Source organism: Photobacterium sp. GB-72 (assembly GCF_003026095.1).
Lineage (GTDB): Bacteria > Pseudomonadota > Gammaproteobacteria > Enterobacterales > Vibrionaceae > Photobacterium.
Map to the genome: position 1 here is coordinate 117,708 of NZ_PYNV01000011.1, position 17,188 is coordinate 134,895.

Consider the following 17,188-nt stretch of genomic DNA (forward strand, 5'->3'; position numbering starts at 1 on the left):
ATAAACAAAGGATCCGTCATGTCGACATCAGTACCACATCAAGACTTAGTTTCAGTGCAATGGTTACATCAAGCATTAGCGAATAATGCACAGAGCAATCTTGTCGTATTAGATGCTACGTCTTTTATGCCTGGCGTTGATCGCTCTCCAGAGCAAGAGCTGATTGAACAACGTATTCCACGTGCACGCTTTTTTGATTTTAATAACAAGCTAGCCGATCCAGATACCGATTTACCGCATATGTTACCGTCGGCTGAGCAGTTCTCACTCGAGGTAAGCAAACTAGGTATTAGTAATAATACCCATGTTGTGATTTACGATAGCTTAGGCATGTTTTCAGCGCCACGTGGCTGGTGGATGTTTAAAACGATGGGACACAATAATGTTTCTGTTTTAGATGGTGGGTTACCTGCATGGATAGAAGCTGGGCTTGAACTCGAATCAGGTGAACTAGAAAATATAATCCCAATGGATTTTAACGCCCAGTTACAATCAGAATGGGTGATAGATGCTAAACACCTTAATGAATTACTCACTGATAAAAATGTTGCTGTGATTGATGCAAGGCCACGTGCACGCTTCTTGGGCTCAGTGAAAGAGCCACGTGAGGGCATTCGAAGTGGTCATATGCCTAATGCAAAAAATCTACCGTTTGGTGAATTGCTTGATAATGGCCACTTTATTGCGCTAGCAGAGATAAAAGCCAAGTTTGATGCGTTATCAACACCAGAACAGCGTTTAATTTTTAGCTGTGGCTCAGGTGTGACAGCATGCATTTTAGCTTTAGCTGCAAATTTGATTGGCCGTAAAGCGCTCACTGTTTATGACGGTTCGTGGACAGAATGGGGTGCAACTGAGTGTTACCCCGTTGTTAAATAAATATCGTTAAAATAGAAATATAAAGGCGAGCAGTGTAATAGCATGATAATTAATACTGCCGCCTTATTTCTATTGGTTATTAAGGTGAGGTATTTAATTTGTAACGATCAGGCTTTCTCATCAATAGCAACATAGCCCTTATCTTTGATAATACTTTGCGCTTGGTTAGAAAGGACAAATTTAATAAATTGTTGCGCATCATTGGCTAAGCCTTTTTGTTTAAACATCAACAAAAACGGTCGAGCAATTTTATATTCGCCTGATTCAATATTGGCAGCAGTCGGTAAAACATTATCGTACGAGAGAGCCTTGACTGAATCATCAACAGAGCCAAGAGAGACATAGCCAATTGCATGTTTATTACGTGAAACTAAACTTTTCACCATGCCATTGGTACTTACCACCAGTACGCGTGGGCTGATATTAGAAACAGTAAAGCCAGAAACTTGTTTGGTTAACCCAAAAAAGTGTTCAAATGAAAAACGAGAGCCTGATGCATTTTCACGGCTCACGACTGCCATATCTAAATCTTTACCGTTAATTGATTTCCAGTTAGTGATTTTACCTTGGTAAATAGCAATAAGTTGCTCACGCGTCAGATTTGTTACCGGATTCGCTTTATTTACTACAAGCGCAATACCATCATAAGCAATAGTAATGGCTTTATAGTTATTATCTAATTCAGCACGAGAAATGACACGGGAGCTCATACCTATTTCAGCGGCACCTTGCTTAACAGCATTAATACCCGCGGTTGAACCGATACCTTGAACTTCAATTGTGGTGTCTTTATGCGTTGACGAGTAGGTATCTGCAAGCACATCCATAATGTGACTTACCGATGTAGATCCAACAACGGTGACTGTTTCTTTTGCTTGTACATTGAATGATATACATACGCCTAATGCGAGTAAGCGAATTACGGTTTTAAGCATTTTTTACTCCATGAGCTTCATTATTTCGAGCGTATGTTATTACGATAGTGTGACAGGTTTGTGAATCTCATAACTAAAAGTCATGTGTTGGCGAGTTAATAGTAACTAGAAATAGTCACTGTAAAAGGTTAATGCCATGAGAGTATATAGTTAATATCATTGCCAATATAAGATAAAATTTTGAATCAACTTAGTAAAATGCTAAAGTCGATTAACAGATGTAACATTAAGTGTAGGGATTTACATTTAATGATTGAGGTAGGCGCCGTACAGCGTTAGTAGGAAATACACAAGGTTGGTTATATGCTTAAAATGGCAACAACAGCAACATCACCGAATAAAGCAATTTTATCTGAACGGATTCAAAAATTGATTAAAGGGCTTTCTAATGGCGTTTATGAACGTGAGGAAGTGATTAAGCTGTGTTTGCTTGCGGCATTAGCAGGAGAGAGTGTTTTTCTTTTAGGGCCACCAGGGATCGCAAAAAGTTTAATTGCAAAACGATTAATTCAGGCTTTTGATGATAGCAAATTTTTTGATTACTTGATGACGCGTTTTTCAACACCTGAAGAGGTGTTTGGACCTTTATCTATTCAAGAGTTAAAAGACAATGGTAAATATGTCCGTTTAATTGATGGTTACTTACCGACAGCACAAGTGGTTTTTCTTGATGAAATTTGGAAAGCCGGCCCTGCTATTCTAAATACGTTATTAACAGTGGTTAATGAACGTACATTCAAAAATGGTCAAGACATACTACCTGTACCTATGCGCTTGTTGATCACCGCATCTAACGAGTTACCTGATGAAGATAGTGGCCTTGATGCTTTATATGATCGAATGCTCGTTCGTGTATTCGTTAATCGTATTCAAGAGAAAAAGAACTTTAAAGCCCTATTGATGGGGGAAGGGCCAACACTACAAGAAATAGATCCAAGTCTCACTATTAAAGATGAAGAGTATGTTAACTGGCAGCAGCATATTGATGAGATCCAATTAAGTGAAGAGACCTTTGAACAAATCTTTAAGCTTAAATCAATGGTTGAAGAGCATGTTAATCAAACCGATGTGATTGATAGTGACAGTGAGTTGTATATCTCTGATCGACGTTGGAAAAAGTCGGTACGGCTATTAAAAGCCAGCGCGTTTTTTAATGGTCGTAGTGAAATCAACCCACTTGATTTGTTACTGTTGCAAGATTGCTTATGGCATAGCCCAGAATCGCGTAATGTTATTTGTAATATCATTAATACATTCGCGACAGAACATGCCTTTAATCAGACTCACTCAAGTTTAGACGCTAATGAAGCAGAAACTATCATCAATAAGATTAACAATGATGTCGTTGAAAAATTGGCTGTGCCTTTTACTAAAGAAAGCACTATGCGTAAAGAGTGGTTTAAATATAACTTTGCGACAGCCGCAAGATTTAACGTTAACAACAACCCTCGTATGATCAAATTGGTGATGCTACAGCAAAATCCATCAGTCTCGGAACAAGAGCCGGGTGATAGCCGATGGGTATACGTAGATGGTGATGAGTTTGATAAGAAAATTAGGACGGGTAAATGTGATATTTATGGTTTTGTAAATAAGAACACGCATTTGTGTCGCTTACAATTTGAAATTGATGCGCAAAACCGCCTAACCATTAAAGATATTGCTAATCGCTCGGTATTAGTAGGCATTGCAGGTAATAAAGGTATCACTGAAACTCAGCAACAAACATGGCAAGACGGTGTTGACGGTGCCATGGCAAAAATAGTTGATGCAGAGCATAACATTAAAAAGTCACGTGCAAGTTTCCACGGAGCATTACCGCATAACTTTATCAATGATGCTTTTCCTGCACTGATTGAACAAAGTCTATGTGATGCTGCAGATAAAGTGGCAGAGCTTAAAGGGCTTGTCGAAAAGAGTGCATTTCGCATTACCCATCTTTCTGAGTATTTTGCCAAATAATGCTTGTTGTTAAGCAGTTTATCGTTAGGTGTAATCAACACCTAACGGTAGGCACGAAAAAGGAGAATCGCGTATGCCAGTCTCTGAAGGATTAAACTTCGCATTGATGCTTGCTGAATCAGGCGTTATTGATAGTGCTGTTCATGAAGTCATGGTACGTCCGCAGTTATTAATGGCGGCAGAATCTAGCCCTGGTGTTAAAACGGCGATGAAAAACCAAGTCATGAAATGGCGAGGGCAAATGATCCGTCAAACCGCTAAGGGAACGGTAGTAGAACGGTTTCATGACGAAATAGAGCTTTATCAACAAGTCTGTAAATGGGATCAAGATTATTTTATCGAGCATGCTGATGACGTCGTAAAAAAGCTGGAAGGGCAGTCTTCGTTTTATTTCAAAGCAAAAAATCTTGTAGCCAAAGAACACCAGAAACATAACCCGATGTTACAACGATTCTTTTGTGACAAGTGGTATGAGTATATTGCTTATGCCTTAAAAGAAGCGCAAGAATCGGAAATTGAAGAAAATAAAGAAGATTTGTTGAAAGACTTGTATCAGCGTATTGAAACGTTAAAGCAAGTGGAAGAAGTAACTGAAGCTGGAGATGAGAAAAAGGCCGGTCGTTTATGGGATATGGCAAAAGCGAAATTGACGCAGACTGATGTCGATGTCATGAAGAAAATTGCTAAGTTTTTAAAAAACAATAACGGCTTGCAAGATATTGCTGAGAAGTTAGGGCGTATGGCCAGTGAAGTCGATGATCCTAATAAAGAGCGCGTAAAAGCAGAAGAACTTAAGCTGGTGGAAGAGAAAAGTGACAATGTCACTGATGATATTGTTGGGATCCATGAAAGTGACGATCTCGCCAAACTCTTACCTAATGAAGCAATGTTTTTAGCCTATCCTGAATTAGAAGTGGTGTTCTATAAACACTTAGCCGATAAACGCTTAATGAATTACCGTATGCAAGGTACGCAGCGTAAACTACGTAAGGTAAAAGCGTATAAGCGACAAACTAAACAGGTAGATCAAGATAAAGGCCCATTTATTGTTTGTATTGATGCTTCAGGTTCTATGTCGGGTTTCCCTGAAAATTGTGCCAAAGCACTGGCTTATGGCTTAATGCAAATAGCACTTGCTGATGAACGTGATTGTTATGTCATTATGTTTTCAACTCAACAGATTACGTACGAGTTGACGAAGCAAGATGGGTTAAGCGAAGTGGTTAACTTTTTATCTTATTCATTTCATGGCGGTACGGATCTTGGTCCTGTATTAGATCAATCGATTGATTTGATGAGTGACGGTAAATATAAAAACGCTGATCTCGTGGTGCTATCTGACTTTATTGCGCCTAGCCAGCCTGAGGCTATGTTAAGCCGAGTAGAAAAACTGAAAGCCCAGAAGAACCGTTTTCATGCCGTTAACCTGTCAAAATACGGCAATCCAGAACTTTTAGAGATGTTCGATCATTGTTGGTCTTATCACCCTTCTAAATTAAGTCAACTAGGTAAATTATTCCGTATTCGTTAATGTTTACATTATTCGCGCTATAGCTTAATCCTGTAACGCTATAGCGCAAATATCTGTTTTTTCTTTTTATGTTCTGCGCTATTTGATTTTAAAGTATTCAAGCAATGCATTACGCCATTCATTACTCTGCCTAAATTGTAGTAATTCTCGGTTTACTGATTCTTCGTAAGGGCTTTGCTCTATTAACGCGATACCATAATTTTGCTTTTCAAATTGATAAGGTAAGACAGTTAATTTTTCATATTTACCGTTTTGTTTTGCGATCTTTAGTTCATATTTTATTATTGCATCATCATTCACGGCAGCATCGATTTCACCACGTTCTAAAGCATCCAACATTTCAACGACTGTGTCGTATTGACGATGGGCAATACTGTGACGAGTTAAAAATTGCGACGACGTTGAAGCGGTCTTTGCGCCAGTATTAACATTCGCTAAATCGTTGGGGCTTTTTATATCGCTATTAATTAATCCGATAGTAAATGTACTGGCTAAAACTGCGGTGATACTGGCAATAAACAGGGTTGTGAAAACCGCCAGTGCAACGGTTAGTACTCGTCCTGTTAGCGTTTTAAATTCGTAATAATTAAAAGGTCCTTTGGTAATAAATAACAACCCTAGAATAAAACCTTCAATTAATTGCGCGGGTCTTGAACGCATCGAGTAAAGCTTGTCATTAACACGGTGCTCTAATAAATAATAGAGGCCACCGATAATTGCCGCAGCCGTGACAAAAATAGCAATAATGGTTAAGAGATGTCTGTTAGTTATAATACTTTTAAATGTATCGAAATGACTGGCTGATTTAACAACAATTGCAAGATGCGTTTCGTAAAAAGAGTGCGAAAAATCAATGATTTGCTCTCGTTCTGGTGTGATCGATAAACACGATAACCCAATATCGATTTCTTTTGCCGCAACCGCTTGTAATAGATCTTTTAAAGGGTAATTTTTGAAGGTGTAAGGGATCTCCAACTTTTCAGCTATTTGCTGCCATAGTAAAATACTTAATCCTGTATATTCACCAAATTGATCTTGCATAACAAAAGGAGGGCAAATATAAGTGCCGATGACCAGTTCCTTGTTGCTTAACGCAGCCGTTGTCAGTTCATGTGATGTATCAACAGCTTGATGGTTTGACTTTGAGGTATCCGTTATTGCTGTCACTGGTGTATTTGCGATGGCGATATGTGAATAACTTCCCGCAAAAATAACGATTAATAGCACGAGTAAAGGCAGGTGAGGGTACTTAGCGAGGCGTGGAGAACAGTAAATAACAAAAGTATTTTCTTGCGACATTATTAACTATCCTTTTGTTGTTTTTATTATTAAGTATAAATCCTTTCTCTTGTTTTGATTTTTGTACTGATGCGATATTGGACTTAAAAATGACAAATAAGCAGTGGTAAGAGCTGATAATTTGTATTTTAGAACTAAACAACACGTCAAATTATTAAGATATAGCAATAATAAGTGGACGATTTAGCCATTTATTTAATCATTAACACCTTAAACACTAAGTTTATCATCGATAAGCATGTACAATGCTGCGCTTTGATAAGATCCAATTCTGCGAGAAGCAAAGATGACCCAAAAGAAAAACGCACAGCCTAAGCAAGGCTTACACCCACGTAACCCACATCGTGCGCGTTATGATTTTGCGACACTAATTAAAGCAACCCCAGAGTTAGATCAGCATGTTAGCGAAAATGCTTATGGTGATCTTTCTGTAAACTTCTCCGATCCACTCGCAGTTAAAACATTAAACAAAGCGTTATTAAAGCATTTTTATCAAGTGGATCATTGGGATATTCCTGCTGGTTTTTTATGTCCTCCAATTCCTGGTCGTGCCGACTATTTGCATTACATTGCTGATTTATTAGCGCAATCTAACGAAGGGGCGATTCCTCAAGGTAAAGGTATTCGTGGTTTAGACATTGGTATCGGTGCAAACTGCGTCTACCCAATTATTGGACATCGTGTTTATGGCTGGCAATTTGTTGGTTCAGAGATCGATCCTCTTGCTGTGAAATCAGCAAAATTCATTGCAGGTAACAATCCACGTTTAAAAGGCGCTATTCAAATTCGTCTACAAAAGAATGCTGATAATATCTTTACAGATACGATCAATGATGAAGAAGTGTTTGATTTTACGTTATGTAATCCGCCATTCCATAGCTCTGAAGAAGAAGCAATGGCAGGTTCTGAACGAAAAGTTCGTAACCTTGCAGCAAATGCGAATAAGAAACAACAAGCTCGTTCTCGCGGTAAAGTATCGCCTGCTTTTAATAATGCGAAGTCATCAACAACACCTGTATTAAACTTTGGTGGTCAAAAAGCTGAATTGTGGTGTAAAGGCGGTGAAGTCGGTTTTATCAAAAAAATGATCAATCAAAGTGCAAGTAAGTCTACACAGTGCTTCTGGTTTACAACCTTAGTATCGAAGAAAGAAAACTTAGGTGTACTTTACAAGCAACTTGAGAAAGTGGGTGCGGTTTCGGTAAAAACTATTGAAATGTCACAAGGTCAAAAGATCTCACGTCTTATTGCTTGGACGTTCTTAAACGAAGAACAGCAACAAGAATGGCGCCAAGAGCGCTGGAGCTAATTTAGCTTTTGCTATAAATAAGCGATGTATTTATCAATACATCGCTTTATGATTGGTTCTCATTAATATCCAAAGATTACACAGAATTAGAATCATAGAACATACCACTATGTTAATTTAATGTTGCTTCCTCTAGCAGTCCAATAAGCTCACTCTCTGTTTGCGGTATTCTTGCCAATTCTAATAGAGGAGAATCACCTCCTTTCAGCATATAAGCCGTATTTGTGCAGTGATCATGATGGAACCATTTACCGTTAATACAAAGATCGGTATAGCATCTTTTATCTTTTCTTAATTTCATACCACCTCCTGTTAACAATAAGTTAACAATAAGCTTCTTTCCAAATCATCATGATGATTTAGATCAAGTTAAGGTATTGTTAATTAAATATTAACGATAAGTGTGTTTTAAGCCTTATAGGCGCTCTCATTCGTCATCACAATACTTATACAATAAAAAAAACTTGTACAAGGTGATCTATTTGTCTACATTGATTGTACAACAAGAAATAACTGTACAACTTTGGAGGCGAGTATGGGTATCCCTGTAGGAATCAGTTCATGTGTATTAGGCGAGAAAGTACGCTTTGATGGCGGGCATAAACGTAATCGTTTTGTAGCAGAAGACTTAGCTGAATACTTCAGCTTTAGAGCGGTATGTCCTGAAATGGCTATTGGGATGTCTACGCCGCGTCCGGTGATTCGTTTACAAGATAATGGCATTGAAGTACGGCTTGTTGATAGTAAAGATAATGCTATTGATCACACTGATAAAATGAAGGCGTTCGCCGATGAAATTATACCTAGTTTTGAGTGGTTACGTGGCTATGTGGTGTGCGCTAAATCACCTTCTTGTGGTATGGAACGAGTTAAATTGTATTTAGAAAATGGTAACTCAGTACCAGGCGGATCTGTTGGTGTCTATACCAAGCGTCTAATGGAAGCAATGCCATGGTTACCTATTGAAGAAGATGGCCGACTATGTGATCCAGTACTGCGAGAGAATTTTATCTTCCGTGTTTATGCACTTGATGATCTCTATCGTAGTGTTGACGGTGGTATTACTCGAGGAAAAATCATTAAGTTTCATTCTCGTTACAAACTTTGCTTAATGGCACATCATCAAGAGTCTTATCGTTCGCTTGGACGCTTAGTATCGAAAATTCATGAGTGGGATGATTTAATTGAGTTCTTCTTAACTTATCGTCAGCAATTTATGGACGCTCTGAAAAACCGTGCAAGCCGTAAAAATAACACCAACGTGTTAATGCATATTCAAGGTTACTTTAAACGTGATTTAGATAAGGATCAAAAAGCAGAGTTACGTGATGTAATTATGCGCTATCGTGAGGGAAATATTCCTTTAATTGCCCCGCTAACACTTATTAATCATCACTTAACAGTAAACCCTGATGAATATCTTGCAACGCAAGCATATTTATCTCCTTACCCTGAAAAACTAAAGCTTCGTTTCTCATTGTAATAATGAAATTAAGGGTAAATATAGTGAATCAATTCAACCCTAAAAAGTTGTTAAACAGTAAGTGGACTGCTGCAGTCACTAAAAATAAAGAAAAACATTTTATTATTACTGAACTTGAAATTAACGAAGAAGGTAAAGTTCTGTATTGCACGATGGAAGCAATAATGTCTAAACGTGAATTTATGATCATTTGGCAAGATTTAAGAAATACTTCGTTATGGCATCAAGGGTGGAAATAATGCAAGTATTGTTATTAATAAAAAGATATAACCATTCATCATTGAATGATTACTTTTAATATTAACAAAAATTATTTTCACCTTAAGCATAAGAAGGTATTGTTGTTAAGTGTCACGGAGTATTTATGGCGATTATAGTAGGAATAAGTGGTTGCCTTTTAGGACAACAAGTACGTTTTGACGGTGGTCATAAGCGTTTCAAATTCGCAGACGAAGAGTTAAGTGATTATTTTGAGTTCAAGCCTATTTGTCCAGAGGTTGGCATAGGCATGACAATCCCACGTCCAGTTATTCGTTTATTGGATAACAGCATTGATATTCGTTTAGTTGATAGTAAAGATAATACACTTGATTATACTGACAAAATGAATGAATTTACTGATAATGTTTTACCTTCATTAGAAACATTGTGTGGTTACATTGTATGTGCCAAATCGCCTTCTTGCGGTATGGAGCGAGTTAAACTTTATCTTGATAATGGTCACTCAGTACCTGGCGGTTCTGTTGGTATTTATACTAAACGCCTTATGCAGAAAATGCCTTGGTTACCGATTGAAGAAGATGGTCGCTTATGTGATCCGGTATTAAGGGAGAACTTTGTTTTTCGGGTTTATGCACTTAATGATTTATATGAGAGTGTTAAAGGTGAGGACGGAATTACTAGTAATAAATTAATGAAATTCCATGCTCGTTATAAATTAGCGTTGATGGCAAGCCACCCAGCAACGTACCGTAAGCTTGGTCAGTTATTAGCTAAAAGTCATCAATGGAACGATATTAATGCGTTCTTTGTAGAGTATCGTCAATTATTAATGGACGGTTTAAAGCATCGTTCAAATTGCAAAACGAATACGAATGTACTGCTACATATTCAAGGTTACTTTAAACGTAATTTAGATAAACAACAAAAAGCAGAATTACGCGATGTTATTATGCGCTATCGTGAAGGTAACCTGCCATTAATCGCACCGTTAACACTCATCAATCATCATTTAGCATTAAACCCTAATGAGTATTTATCAAAACAAGCTTATTTAGCGCCTTATCCTGAAGCATTGAAGTTACGTTATTCATTATAAATACGTATTGTGGTTTTTAAGATATAAACGCCATATGTTGAACTAAAATAACCATTAGGCTACATCAATAGATTATTAAATGTAGTCTGTATACTTATTATTCTCTTCAATTATTCAAGGTAGAAAAATGAAAGACGAAACGCTATCCATTCACAGTGGTTACGAAACCGATCCGACAACTAAATCAGTCGCAACACCAATTTATCAAACGGTAGCCTACGAGTTTGATGATGCACAGCACGGTGCTGATCTTTTTAATCTTGAAGTGCCGGGCAATATTTATACCCGTATCATGAACCCGACCAATGACGTATTAGAAAAACGTATGTCTGCGCTTGAAGGAGGTATTGCGGGTTTAGTGGTCAGTGCTGGAAGCGCGGCGATTAACTATGCGATTCTAACCCTAGCTCAAGCAGGGGATAATATTGTATCAACACCACAACTTTATGGCGGAACCTATACGTTATTTGCTCATATGTTACCAAGCCAAGGGATTGAAGTTCGGTTTGCAAAAGATGATAAACCAGAATCTATGGCTGCGTTAATCGATGAAAAGACCAAGGCGGTCTATTGTGAAAGTATTGGTAATCCTAGTGGTAACATCATTGATCTCGAAAGAGTATCTCAGTTAGCACATGATAAAGGCGTACCTGTTATCGTCGACAACACTGTTGCAACACCTGTGCTATGTAAACCAATTGAATTTGGCGCTGATATTGTTGTTCACTCATTGACTAAATATGTGGGCGGACATGGAACAACATTAGGTGGCGTTATTGTTGATTCAGGGAAATTTCCATGGACACAGTACAAAGATAGATTCCCTGTATTTAGCCAACCAGAACCGTCTTATCATGGTGTTGTATATAATGAAGCGTTTGGTGAAGCGGCATTTATTGGTAGAGCGCGAACTGTGCCACTAAGAAATACAGGTGCTGCGCTGTCTCCGATGAATGCGTTTATGCTGATGCAAGGTTTGGAAACCTTACCATTACGCATGGAGAGACATACTGAAAATGCACTTAAAGTTGCACAATATCTCGCTAACCATGACCAAGTTAGTTGGGTTAACTATGCTGGTCTTCCTGATTCGGATTATTACGAGTTATCACAAAAATATACCAAGGGTAAACCCTCTGCTATCTTGTCGTTCGGACTGAAAAATGGTTATGAAGCAGGTGTTCGTTTTTATGATGCACTCGGTTTGTTTAAACGGTTAGTGAATATTGGTGATGCTAAATCACTGGCTTGTCATCCTGCCTCAACCACACATCGACAAATGACACCAGAAGAACAGAGCCAAGCTGGTGTTCATCCTGAAATGATAAGACTTTCTATCGGCATTGAACATATTGATGACATCATTGCTGATTTAGAACAAGCACTTAACGCATAGCGTTTTTCAATGTGGCAATCATTATTTTGATTGCCACAATACTTAGCTTATTTCTAATTACTACTCACCACCTCTTTTTTTGATGTGATACAACTCTAACTTCAATCTTGTACAAGGTTAAATCATTGTACAAGTTGGAGGTTTAACACTATAGTTATACATGAAAGAGCAGTTGTACAAGTTTGTATTGTTATGTTCTTAAACTAATTATGAAATTACGAATGAAGGTAATAATTTGAACGTTGAAATTAAGTTGTATTCAATTAGTGAAGTATCTGAAGCTACGGGTGTTAACTCTGTAACCTTACGTGCTTGGCAACGCAGATATGGTTTATTAGTTCCTCAACGAACACCTAAAGGTCACCGTCTTTATACCGATAGCGATATTGCTAAAATTCATGAAATTTTAACTTGGTTAGCCAAAGGAGTATCAATTGGTAAGGTTAAACCTTTATTAGAAGGTACTGCTGAACATCATGAATTAAATGTTGAAAAAATAGAAATGGTTGACGAAACCATCTGTTTAATTGAGCAGGGTAAAGCACAACAAATAGAAAAACGCGTACGTGAAGCATTAAAACTTTATCCATTTAATGTTTTAGAAGAGCAATTTTTAAAGCCAATTGAGCAACATATAACACGCAGTGATAATCCATTAAAAACATTACAAAAAAGTGTGTGGAACTCAGCACTTACTCAATGTTTTATTCCTGTATTAGCGAAAGTTAATTCAGATAAAAATCCCCCAAGTCTCGTGTTAAGTTTTTCATCTTCAGATAATCACTTTGTGTGGCAACAGGCCTTAAAATTAGCGTATGAAGGTTATTACGCGATTGTTTTATCTGATTTATTAGGAAAAGTAACAGGATTGTCAGCATTTATAACAGAGCATGACATTAACCACGTCTATATCGTTGGAGAAAACAAACTTGATAATAAGCAGTTAGCTGATATTGAAATAATAGAAAAAGAAAGCAATGTTCAAGTTTCTTTCATTGGAAGCATAAAAATGATCCACAAGCAGTAGAAGTAAAAAGATCCACCAGCATTATTATTTTAATAAGCTAATAGGAGTGATGATGACAAATAAAACAGTAAAAGAGCAGCACGTTATTATTTGGTTTCGTTCAGATTTACGTGTTGTTGATAATACAGCATTAAATCATGCAATCGATAGTGGACTTCCTATTATCGCACTCTTTATTGCAACGCCTATGCAGTGGCACCAACATAATATGGCGGCAGTTCAAGTAGACTTTGTTCATCGTCGGTTACAAGTATTAAAGCAACAGTTGGCTAAACAAAATATTCCTTTGCAAGTTATTGAAGTTAATGACTTCTCAGAATCGGTTAAAGTTATTGAGCAAGTTTGTTTTGATTATAATGCTGTGCATGTTTTTGCGAATAAACAATATCCAATTAATGAGCATAAACGTGATATAGCTGTAGGGGAATTGCTTGCAAAAAATAGTATAAAATTCAGTATTTTTGATGATAATTATATTTTGCAGCCTGAAATGGTTTTGACCCGTGATGGGGAATTATTCAAAGTTTTCACCCCATTTAGAAATGCATGGATCAAGCGTTTCTTATTATCACCTAGTTACCCTGTAACAAATAAGGGTGACACTGTAACTAGTGACGTGGTGATTAAGTTATTGTCTGCCTGTCATCAAATCAAAGCTTTCAACTATCCGATTATCGATAGTGTGTTATGGCCAGTAGATGAAGAAACTATTGCACAAAGATTAGAAACGTTTTGTGAAACTAAAGCCGAATCATATCACCAAAACAGAGATTTTCCCGCGATTGATGGCACTAGTTGTTTATCCCCATATCTTGCTATTGGGGCGCTTTCAACTAGGCAGTGTCTGCATCAGCTATTGCAGCACTTTCCAAATGCATTAGAAATTAATAAGGATGATGGCGCTTTTACATGGTTGAACGAGATTGTTTGGCGTGAGTTTTATGGTCATTTACTTCATCGCTACCCTGAATTAAGCCAACATCAGCCATTTCAAAAGTTTACTCAGTTTGTCAAATGGAAAGATGACGCAACATTACTTAAAGCATGGCAAGAAGGAAAAACGGGGTTTCCTATTGTCGATGCCGCTATGAGGCAATTACGTGCAACAGGTTGGATGCATAATCGTTTACGTATGATCACTGCAAGTTTTCTAACGAAAGACTTGTTATGTGATTGGCGTGTCGGTGAGCAGTGGTTTATGCAGCACCTCATTGATGGTGATTTCGCTTCCAATAACGGAGGTTGGCAATGGGCCGCATCAACAGGTACCGATGCACAACCTTATTTCAGAGTATTTAATCCAACACTACAAGGGCAACGATTTGATCCAAAAGGTGATTTCATCCGTACATGGGTTAAGGAATTAGAACATGTTCCGGATAAATACATACACACGCCGCATCAATGGGCGAGTGCAGAATCACTGAATTATCCATTGCCAATTGTCGATCATAAGGAAGCCCGTCTAGTCGCAATTGAGTCTTTTAAACAAGCAAAGGCTTATATGGATATTCATCAATAACACTGGTGGAGGAATAAATAATGGACGCAGTGATAAACCCTGCATTAATTAAGTTTTTTAATGTGTATGGACAACTAGGAAAGGACAACCTCTCTCAACTGTCTGACGTTTATCATCATTTAGTTATTTTTGAAGATCCTGCACATAAAATTGAAGGTTTTAGTGCTTTAGAAGCTTACTTTTTTAACCTTTATCAAAATATAAATAGCTGTCGATTTATTATTAATAGCTATGTAGAAGATGATCATGAAGCGTTTGTTCAATGGACAATGCACTTTTCACATCCTCGATTACAAAATGGCAAAGAACGTAGTTTAGAAGGCTGTACTCAGCTGAAATTTGAACAAGATAAAGTGATTTATCATCGTGATTATTTCGATATGGGGGAAATGATTTATGAAGGTCTACCCATGTTTGGACGCATTATTCGACACATTAAATCAAGGTTAGGGCAATGAATCAGGTATTGATCACAGGTGCTAGTTCAGGGATTGGCAAACAGCTTGCATGTGATTATGCAGATGACGGGTGGCGTGTTATTGCTTGCGGTCAAAATGCGCAGCGTTTAAATGAATTAGAAGAAGAACATCAAGCGATAAAAACATTACGTTTCGATGTAACAGATTTTGAAAGCACACTATCAGCGCTTACATCCTTAGAGACTCTACCAGAGTTAATTATTTTAAATGCCGGCACGTGTGAATACATTGATGAAGGAAAAATTGATACAGCATTAGTTAAACGCGTTTTTGATGTCAATGTTTACGGAGTTCTCCATTGCATAGAAGCCTTACAAGCGCGATTTAATGAAAAAACGCATTTAGTCATTATCAGTTCTTCTGCCAGTTTCGTTGCTTTACCACGTGCAGAAGCCTATGGCGCTTCTAAGGCTGCAATGAGTTATATCACTCAAGCACTTGCTGTTGATCTCGCTTATTTGAATATGAAAATTACGTTAGTGAATCCTGGTTTTGTAAAAACGCCATTAACAGATAAAAACGATTTTACGATGCCAATGTTAGTGTCACCCGAACATGCTTCAAAAAAAATAAGATCAGGTATTGCTGCAGGAAAAAAAGAAATTAGTTTTCCTGCCACCTTTACACTGTTTCTTAAAACTATTGCGCTTTTGCCAATTACATTTCGATTGGCAGTAATTAAACGAATGACGGGGAAATCATAATGAAAATAGCCATTATAGGTTCCGGTATTTCAGGCTTGACGTCCGCTTGGTATTTACATCAAGAACACGAAGTTACTGTTTACGAGGCAAACAGTTATGTCGGTGGGCATACTGCAACGGTAGATGTCACTGTAGATAGTGGTGATTATGCCATCGATACTGGGTTTATTGTTTTTAATGATCGTACTTATCCAAACTTTGAAAATTTGCTTGAACAACTTGAAATAACAGGTAAGCCAAGCGAAATGAGCTTTAGTGTTCACAATGAGCGTACGGGGCTTGAATATAATGGGCATACTATTTCATCACTGTTTGCCCAGAAACGTAATTTATTGAACCCGGCTTTTTATCGCTTTTTGTATGAGATCACCCAGTTTAATAAGCTTGCTAAAAAGGTTGTAGGTGATAGTGAGTTAATGAATCAAACGCTAGGTGATTTTTTAACTCAGCATCAGTTTAGTGATTACTTTGCTGAAAATTATATCTTACCGATGGGGGCTGCTATTTGGTCTTCAACGTTATCTGATATGAGACGTTTTCCCTTAGCTTTCTTTCTGCGTTTTTTCTTAAACCATGGTTTGTTAGACATAACTAATCGTCCACAGTGGCGTGTAATACCGGGTGGTTCTCGTGAATATGTTAGAAAAATGATGTCTTATATCGGAGATTGTATTCAACTAAATAGCCCTGTCTCTTCGGTGAAGCGTAGTAAAGGCAAGGTAATTGTTACGGTTAATACTAAGCAAGAAGAATTTGATCAAGTGATTTTCGCTTGTCATAGTGATCAAGCGTTAAAAATGCTGTCTGATGCAACATCAGAAGAAAACTACGTGTTATCAGATATTCATTATCAAGAAAACGAAGTGGTTCTTCATACCGATACTTCGTTATTACCAAAACGTCAGGCTGCATGGGCATCTTGGAATTATTCGTTACCTAAATCTCGTGATGCTCGAGAACGTAACTTAGCGTCACTGACTTATAACATGAATATACTTCAAGGCATTCTAGCTCCTGAAACATTTTGTGTAACCCTTAACCAAACTGAATCGATAGATAAAGACAAAATACTGCGCAAATTTGTTTATTCTCATCCTGTTTTCAATACTCAAAGTATTGCGGCTCAGCAGAAACGTCATTTAATAAATGGACAAAATCAAACATGGTTCTGTGGTGCGTATTGGTATAACGGTTTTCATGAAGACGGGGTACGTAGCGCGTTAGACGTTGTCGAAGCAATAAAAATGCAATCATTGACGCAATCAGAAGATGAAATGGTAACAGCGAAATCTCTGAATGTTTCTAATGAACCATCATATAACTGTGTCATACGAAGTTATTAGT

At 37.6% G+C, this 17,188-nt stretch carries 16 protein-coding genes; 13 read left to right on the plus strand and 3 right to left on the minus strand.

Annotated features, from left to right (window positions below; translation table 11 throughout):
• The first annotated feature begins 18 nt into the window (after nt 1-18).
• A complete protein-coding gene (locus C9J40_RS13515) occupies nt 19-879 on the plus strand; it encodes a sulfurtransferase (RefSeq protein ID WP_107247198.1) in 861 nt (286 codons plus the stop codon).
• 107 nt (nt 880-986) lie between these two features.
• Here C9J40_RS13515 and C9J40_RS13520 read toward each other — a convergent pair whose 3' ends face one another.
• The gene (locus tag C9J40_RS13520; protein WP_107207191.1) at nt 987-1,814 is read right to left on the minus strand and encodes a phosphate ABC transporter substrate-binding protein; all 828 of its coding nucleotides are present in this window, start codon (nt 1,812-1,814) and stop codon (nt 987-989) included.
• 303 nt (nt 1,815-2,117) lie between these two features.
• Between C9J40_RS13520 and C9J40_RS13525 the strand changes: the two genes are divergently transcribed.
• Both C9J40_RS13525 and viaA read left to right on the plus strand, forming a co-directional pair.
• Nucleotides 2,118-3,776, plus strand: a complete 1,659-nt coding sequence (locus C9J40_RS13525) for an ATPase RavA domain-containing protein (protein WP_107207190.1) — start codon at nt 2,118-2,120, stop codon at nt 3,774-3,776.
• A 73-nt stretch (nt 3,777-3,849) separates the two neighbouring features.
• The gene (gene viaA, locus C9J40_RS13530) at nt 3,850-5,307 is read left to right on the plus strand and encodes an ATPase RavA stimulator ViaA (protein ID WP_107247199.1); all 1,458 of its coding nucleotides are present in this window, start codon (nt 3,850-3,852) and stop codon (nt 5,305-5,307) included.
• Nucleotides 5,308-5,385: 78 nt separating this feature from the next.
• On the opposite strand, the gene C9J40_RS13535 is transcribed toward viaA, so the two are convergent.
• Nucleotides 5,386-6,606, minus strand: coding sequence for a transporter substrate-binding domain-containing protein (locus C9J40_RS13535; RefSeq protein ID WP_107247200.1), 1,221 nt, complete (start codon nt 6,604-6,606; stop codon nt 5,386-5,388).
• Between the two features lie 286 nt (nt 6,607-6,892).
• On the opposite strand from C9J40_RS13535, the gene rlmF reads away from it, so the two are divergent.
• Nucleotides 6,893-7,915, plus strand: coding sequence for a 23S rRNA (adenine(1618)-N(6))-methyltransferase RlmF (gene rlmF, locus C9J40_RS13540; RefSeq protein ID WP_105062264.1), 1,023 nt, complete (start codon nt 6,893-6,895; stop codon nt 7,913-7,915).
• Between the two features lie 112 nt (nt 7,916-8,027).
• On the opposite strand, the gene C9J40_RS13545 is transcribed toward rlmF, so the two are convergent.
• The gene (locus C9J40_RS13545) at nt 8,028-8,216 is read right to left on the minus strand and encodes a hypothetical protein (RefSeq protein WP_107207186.1); all 189 of its coding nucleotides are present in this window, start codon (nt 8,214-8,216) and stop codon (nt 8,028-8,030) included.
• A 234-nt stretch (nt 8,217-8,450) separates the two neighbouring features.
• Here C9J40_RS13545 and C9J40_RS13550 point away from each other — a divergent pair, with 234 nt between their 5' ends.
• The 9 genes from C9J40_RS13550 to C9J40_RS13590 all read left to right on the plus strand — a co-directional run bounded on the left by C9J40_RS13550 (nt 8,451) and on the right by C9J40_RS13590 (nt 17,187).
• Nucleotides 8,451-9,398 (plus strand): DUF523 and DUF1722 domain-containing protein, encoded by a 948-nt coding sequence (locus tag C9J40_RS13550; RefSeq protein WP_107247201.1) that lies wholly within the window; start codon nt 8,451-8,453, stop codon nt 9,396-9,398.
• 23 nt (nt 9,399-9,421) lie between these two features.
• Nucleotides 9,422-9,637 carry a TIGR02450 family Trp-rich protein gene (locus C9J40_RS13555; RefSeq protein ID WP_107247230.1) on the plus strand — a complete coding sequence of 72 codons (216 nt, stop codon included), beginning with the start codon at nt 9,422-9,424 and terminating at the stop codon, nt 9,635-9,637.
• A 125-nt stretch (nt 9,638-9,762) separates the two neighbouring features.
• The gene (locus C9J40_RS13560) at nt 9,763-10,716 is read left to right on the plus strand and encodes a DUF523 and DUF1722 domain-containing protein (RefSeq protein WP_107247202.1); all 954 of its coding nucleotides are present in this window, start codon (nt 9,763-9,765) and stop codon (nt 10,714-10,716) included.
• A 127-nt stretch (nt 10,717-10,843) separates the two neighbouring features.
• Complete coding sequence (locus tag C9J40_RS13565; protein WP_107247203.1) at nt 10,844-12,112, plus strand: O-acetylhomoserine aminocarboxypropyltransferase/cysteine synthase family protein; 1,269 nt, start codon at nt 10,844-10,846, stop codon at nt 12,110-12,112.
• Between the two features lie 235 nt (nt 12,113-12,347).
• Nucleotides 12,348-13,139, plus strand: a complete 792-nt coding sequence (locus tag C9J40_RS13570) for a MerR family transcriptional regulator (protein ID WP_107247204.1) — start codon at nt 12,348-12,350, stop codon at nt 13,137-13,139.
• 52 nt (nt 13,140-13,191) lie between these two features.
• Nucleotides 13,192-14,661, plus strand: coding sequence for a deoxyribodipyrimidine photo-lyase (gene phrB / locus C9J40_RS13575; protein WP_107247205.1), 1,470 nt, complete (start codon nt 13,192-13,194; stop codon nt 14,659-14,661).
• Between the two features lie 20 nt (nt 14,662-14,681).
• Nucleotides 14,682-15,119, plus strand: a complete 438-nt coding sequence (locus tag C9J40_RS13580) for a nuclear transport factor 2 family protein (RefSeq protein ID WP_105062257.1) — start codon at nt 14,682-14,684, stop codon at nt 15,117-15,119.
• Nucleotides 15,116-15,844 (plus strand): SDR family NAD(P)-dependent oxidoreductase, encoded by a 729-nt coding sequence (locus C9J40_RS13585; protein WP_105062256.1) that lies wholly within the window; start codon nt 15,116-15,118, stop codon nt 15,842-15,844. Before C9J40_RS13580 ends, C9J40_RS13585 begins: the two co-directional genes overlap by 4 nt.
• Nucleotides 15,844-17,187 carry an NAD(P)/FAD-dependent oxidoreductase gene (locus tag C9J40_RS13590; RefSeq protein WP_107247206.1) on the plus strand — a complete coding sequence of 448 codons (1,344 nt, stop codon included), beginning with the start codon at nt 15,844-15,846 and terminating at the stop codon, nt 17,185-17,187. Before C9J40_RS13585 ends, C9J40_RS13590 begins: the two co-directional genes overlap by 1 nt.
• Nucleotide 17,188: the final 1 nt, after the last annotated feature.

Bases quoted from the DNA above. Each gene is read 5' to 3' on its own strand.
- rlmF (WP_105062264.1), top strand. From the start codon at position 6,893: ATGACCCAAAAGAAAAACGCACAGCCTAAGCAAGGCTTACACCCACGT.
- C9J40_RS13515 (WP_107247198.1), top strand. From the start codon at position 19: ATGTCGACATCAGTACCACATCAAGACTTAGTTTCAGTGCAATGGTTA.
- C9J40_RS13550 (WP_107247201.1), top strand. From the start codon at position 8,451: ATGGGTATCCCTGTAGGAATCAGTTCATGTGTATTAGGCGAGAAAGTA.
- C9J40_RS13585 (WP_105062256.1), top strand. From the start codon at position 15,116: ATGAATCAGGTATTGATCACAGGTGCTAGTTCAGGGATTGGCAAACAG.
- C9J40_RS13535 (WP_107247200.1), bottom strand. From the start codon at position 6,606: ATGTCGCAAGAAAATACTTTTGTTATTTACTGTTCTCCACGCCTCGCT.
- C9J40_RS13560 (WP_107247202.1), top strand. From the start codon at position 9,763: ATGGCGATTATAGTAGGAATAAGTGGTTGCCTTTTAGGACAACAAGTA.
- C9J40_RS13565 (WP_107247203.1), top strand. From the start codon at position 10,844: ATGAAAGACGAAACGCTATCCATTCACAGTGGTTACGAAACCGATCCG.
- phrB (WP_107247205.1), top strand. From the start codon at position 13,192: ATGACAAATAAAACAGTAAAAGAGCAGCACGTTATTATTTGGTTTCGT.
- C9J40_RS13590 (WP_107247206.1), top strand. From the start codon at position 15,844: ATGAAAATAGCCATTATAGGTTCCGGTATTTCAGGCTTGACGTCCGCT.
- C9J40_RS13525 (WP_107207190.1), top strand. From the start codon at position 2,118: ATGCTTAAAATGGCAACAACAGCAACATCACCGAATAAAGCAATTTTA.
- C9J40_RS13580 (WP_105062257.1), top strand. From the start codon at position 14,682: ATGGACGCAGTGATAAACCCTGCATTAATTAAGTTTTTTAATGTGTAT.
- C9J40_RS13545 (WP_107207186.1), bottom strand. From the start codon at position 8,216: ATGAAATTAAGAAAAGATAAAAGATGCTATACCGATCTTTGTATTAAC.
- C9J40_RS13520 (WP_107207191.1), bottom strand. From the start codon at position 1,814: ATGCTTAAAACCGTAATTCGCTTACTCGCATTAGGCGTATGTATATCA.
- viaA (WP_107247199.1), top strand. From the start codon at position 3,850: ATGCCAGTCTCTGAAGGATTAAACTTCGCATTGATGCTTGCTGAATCA.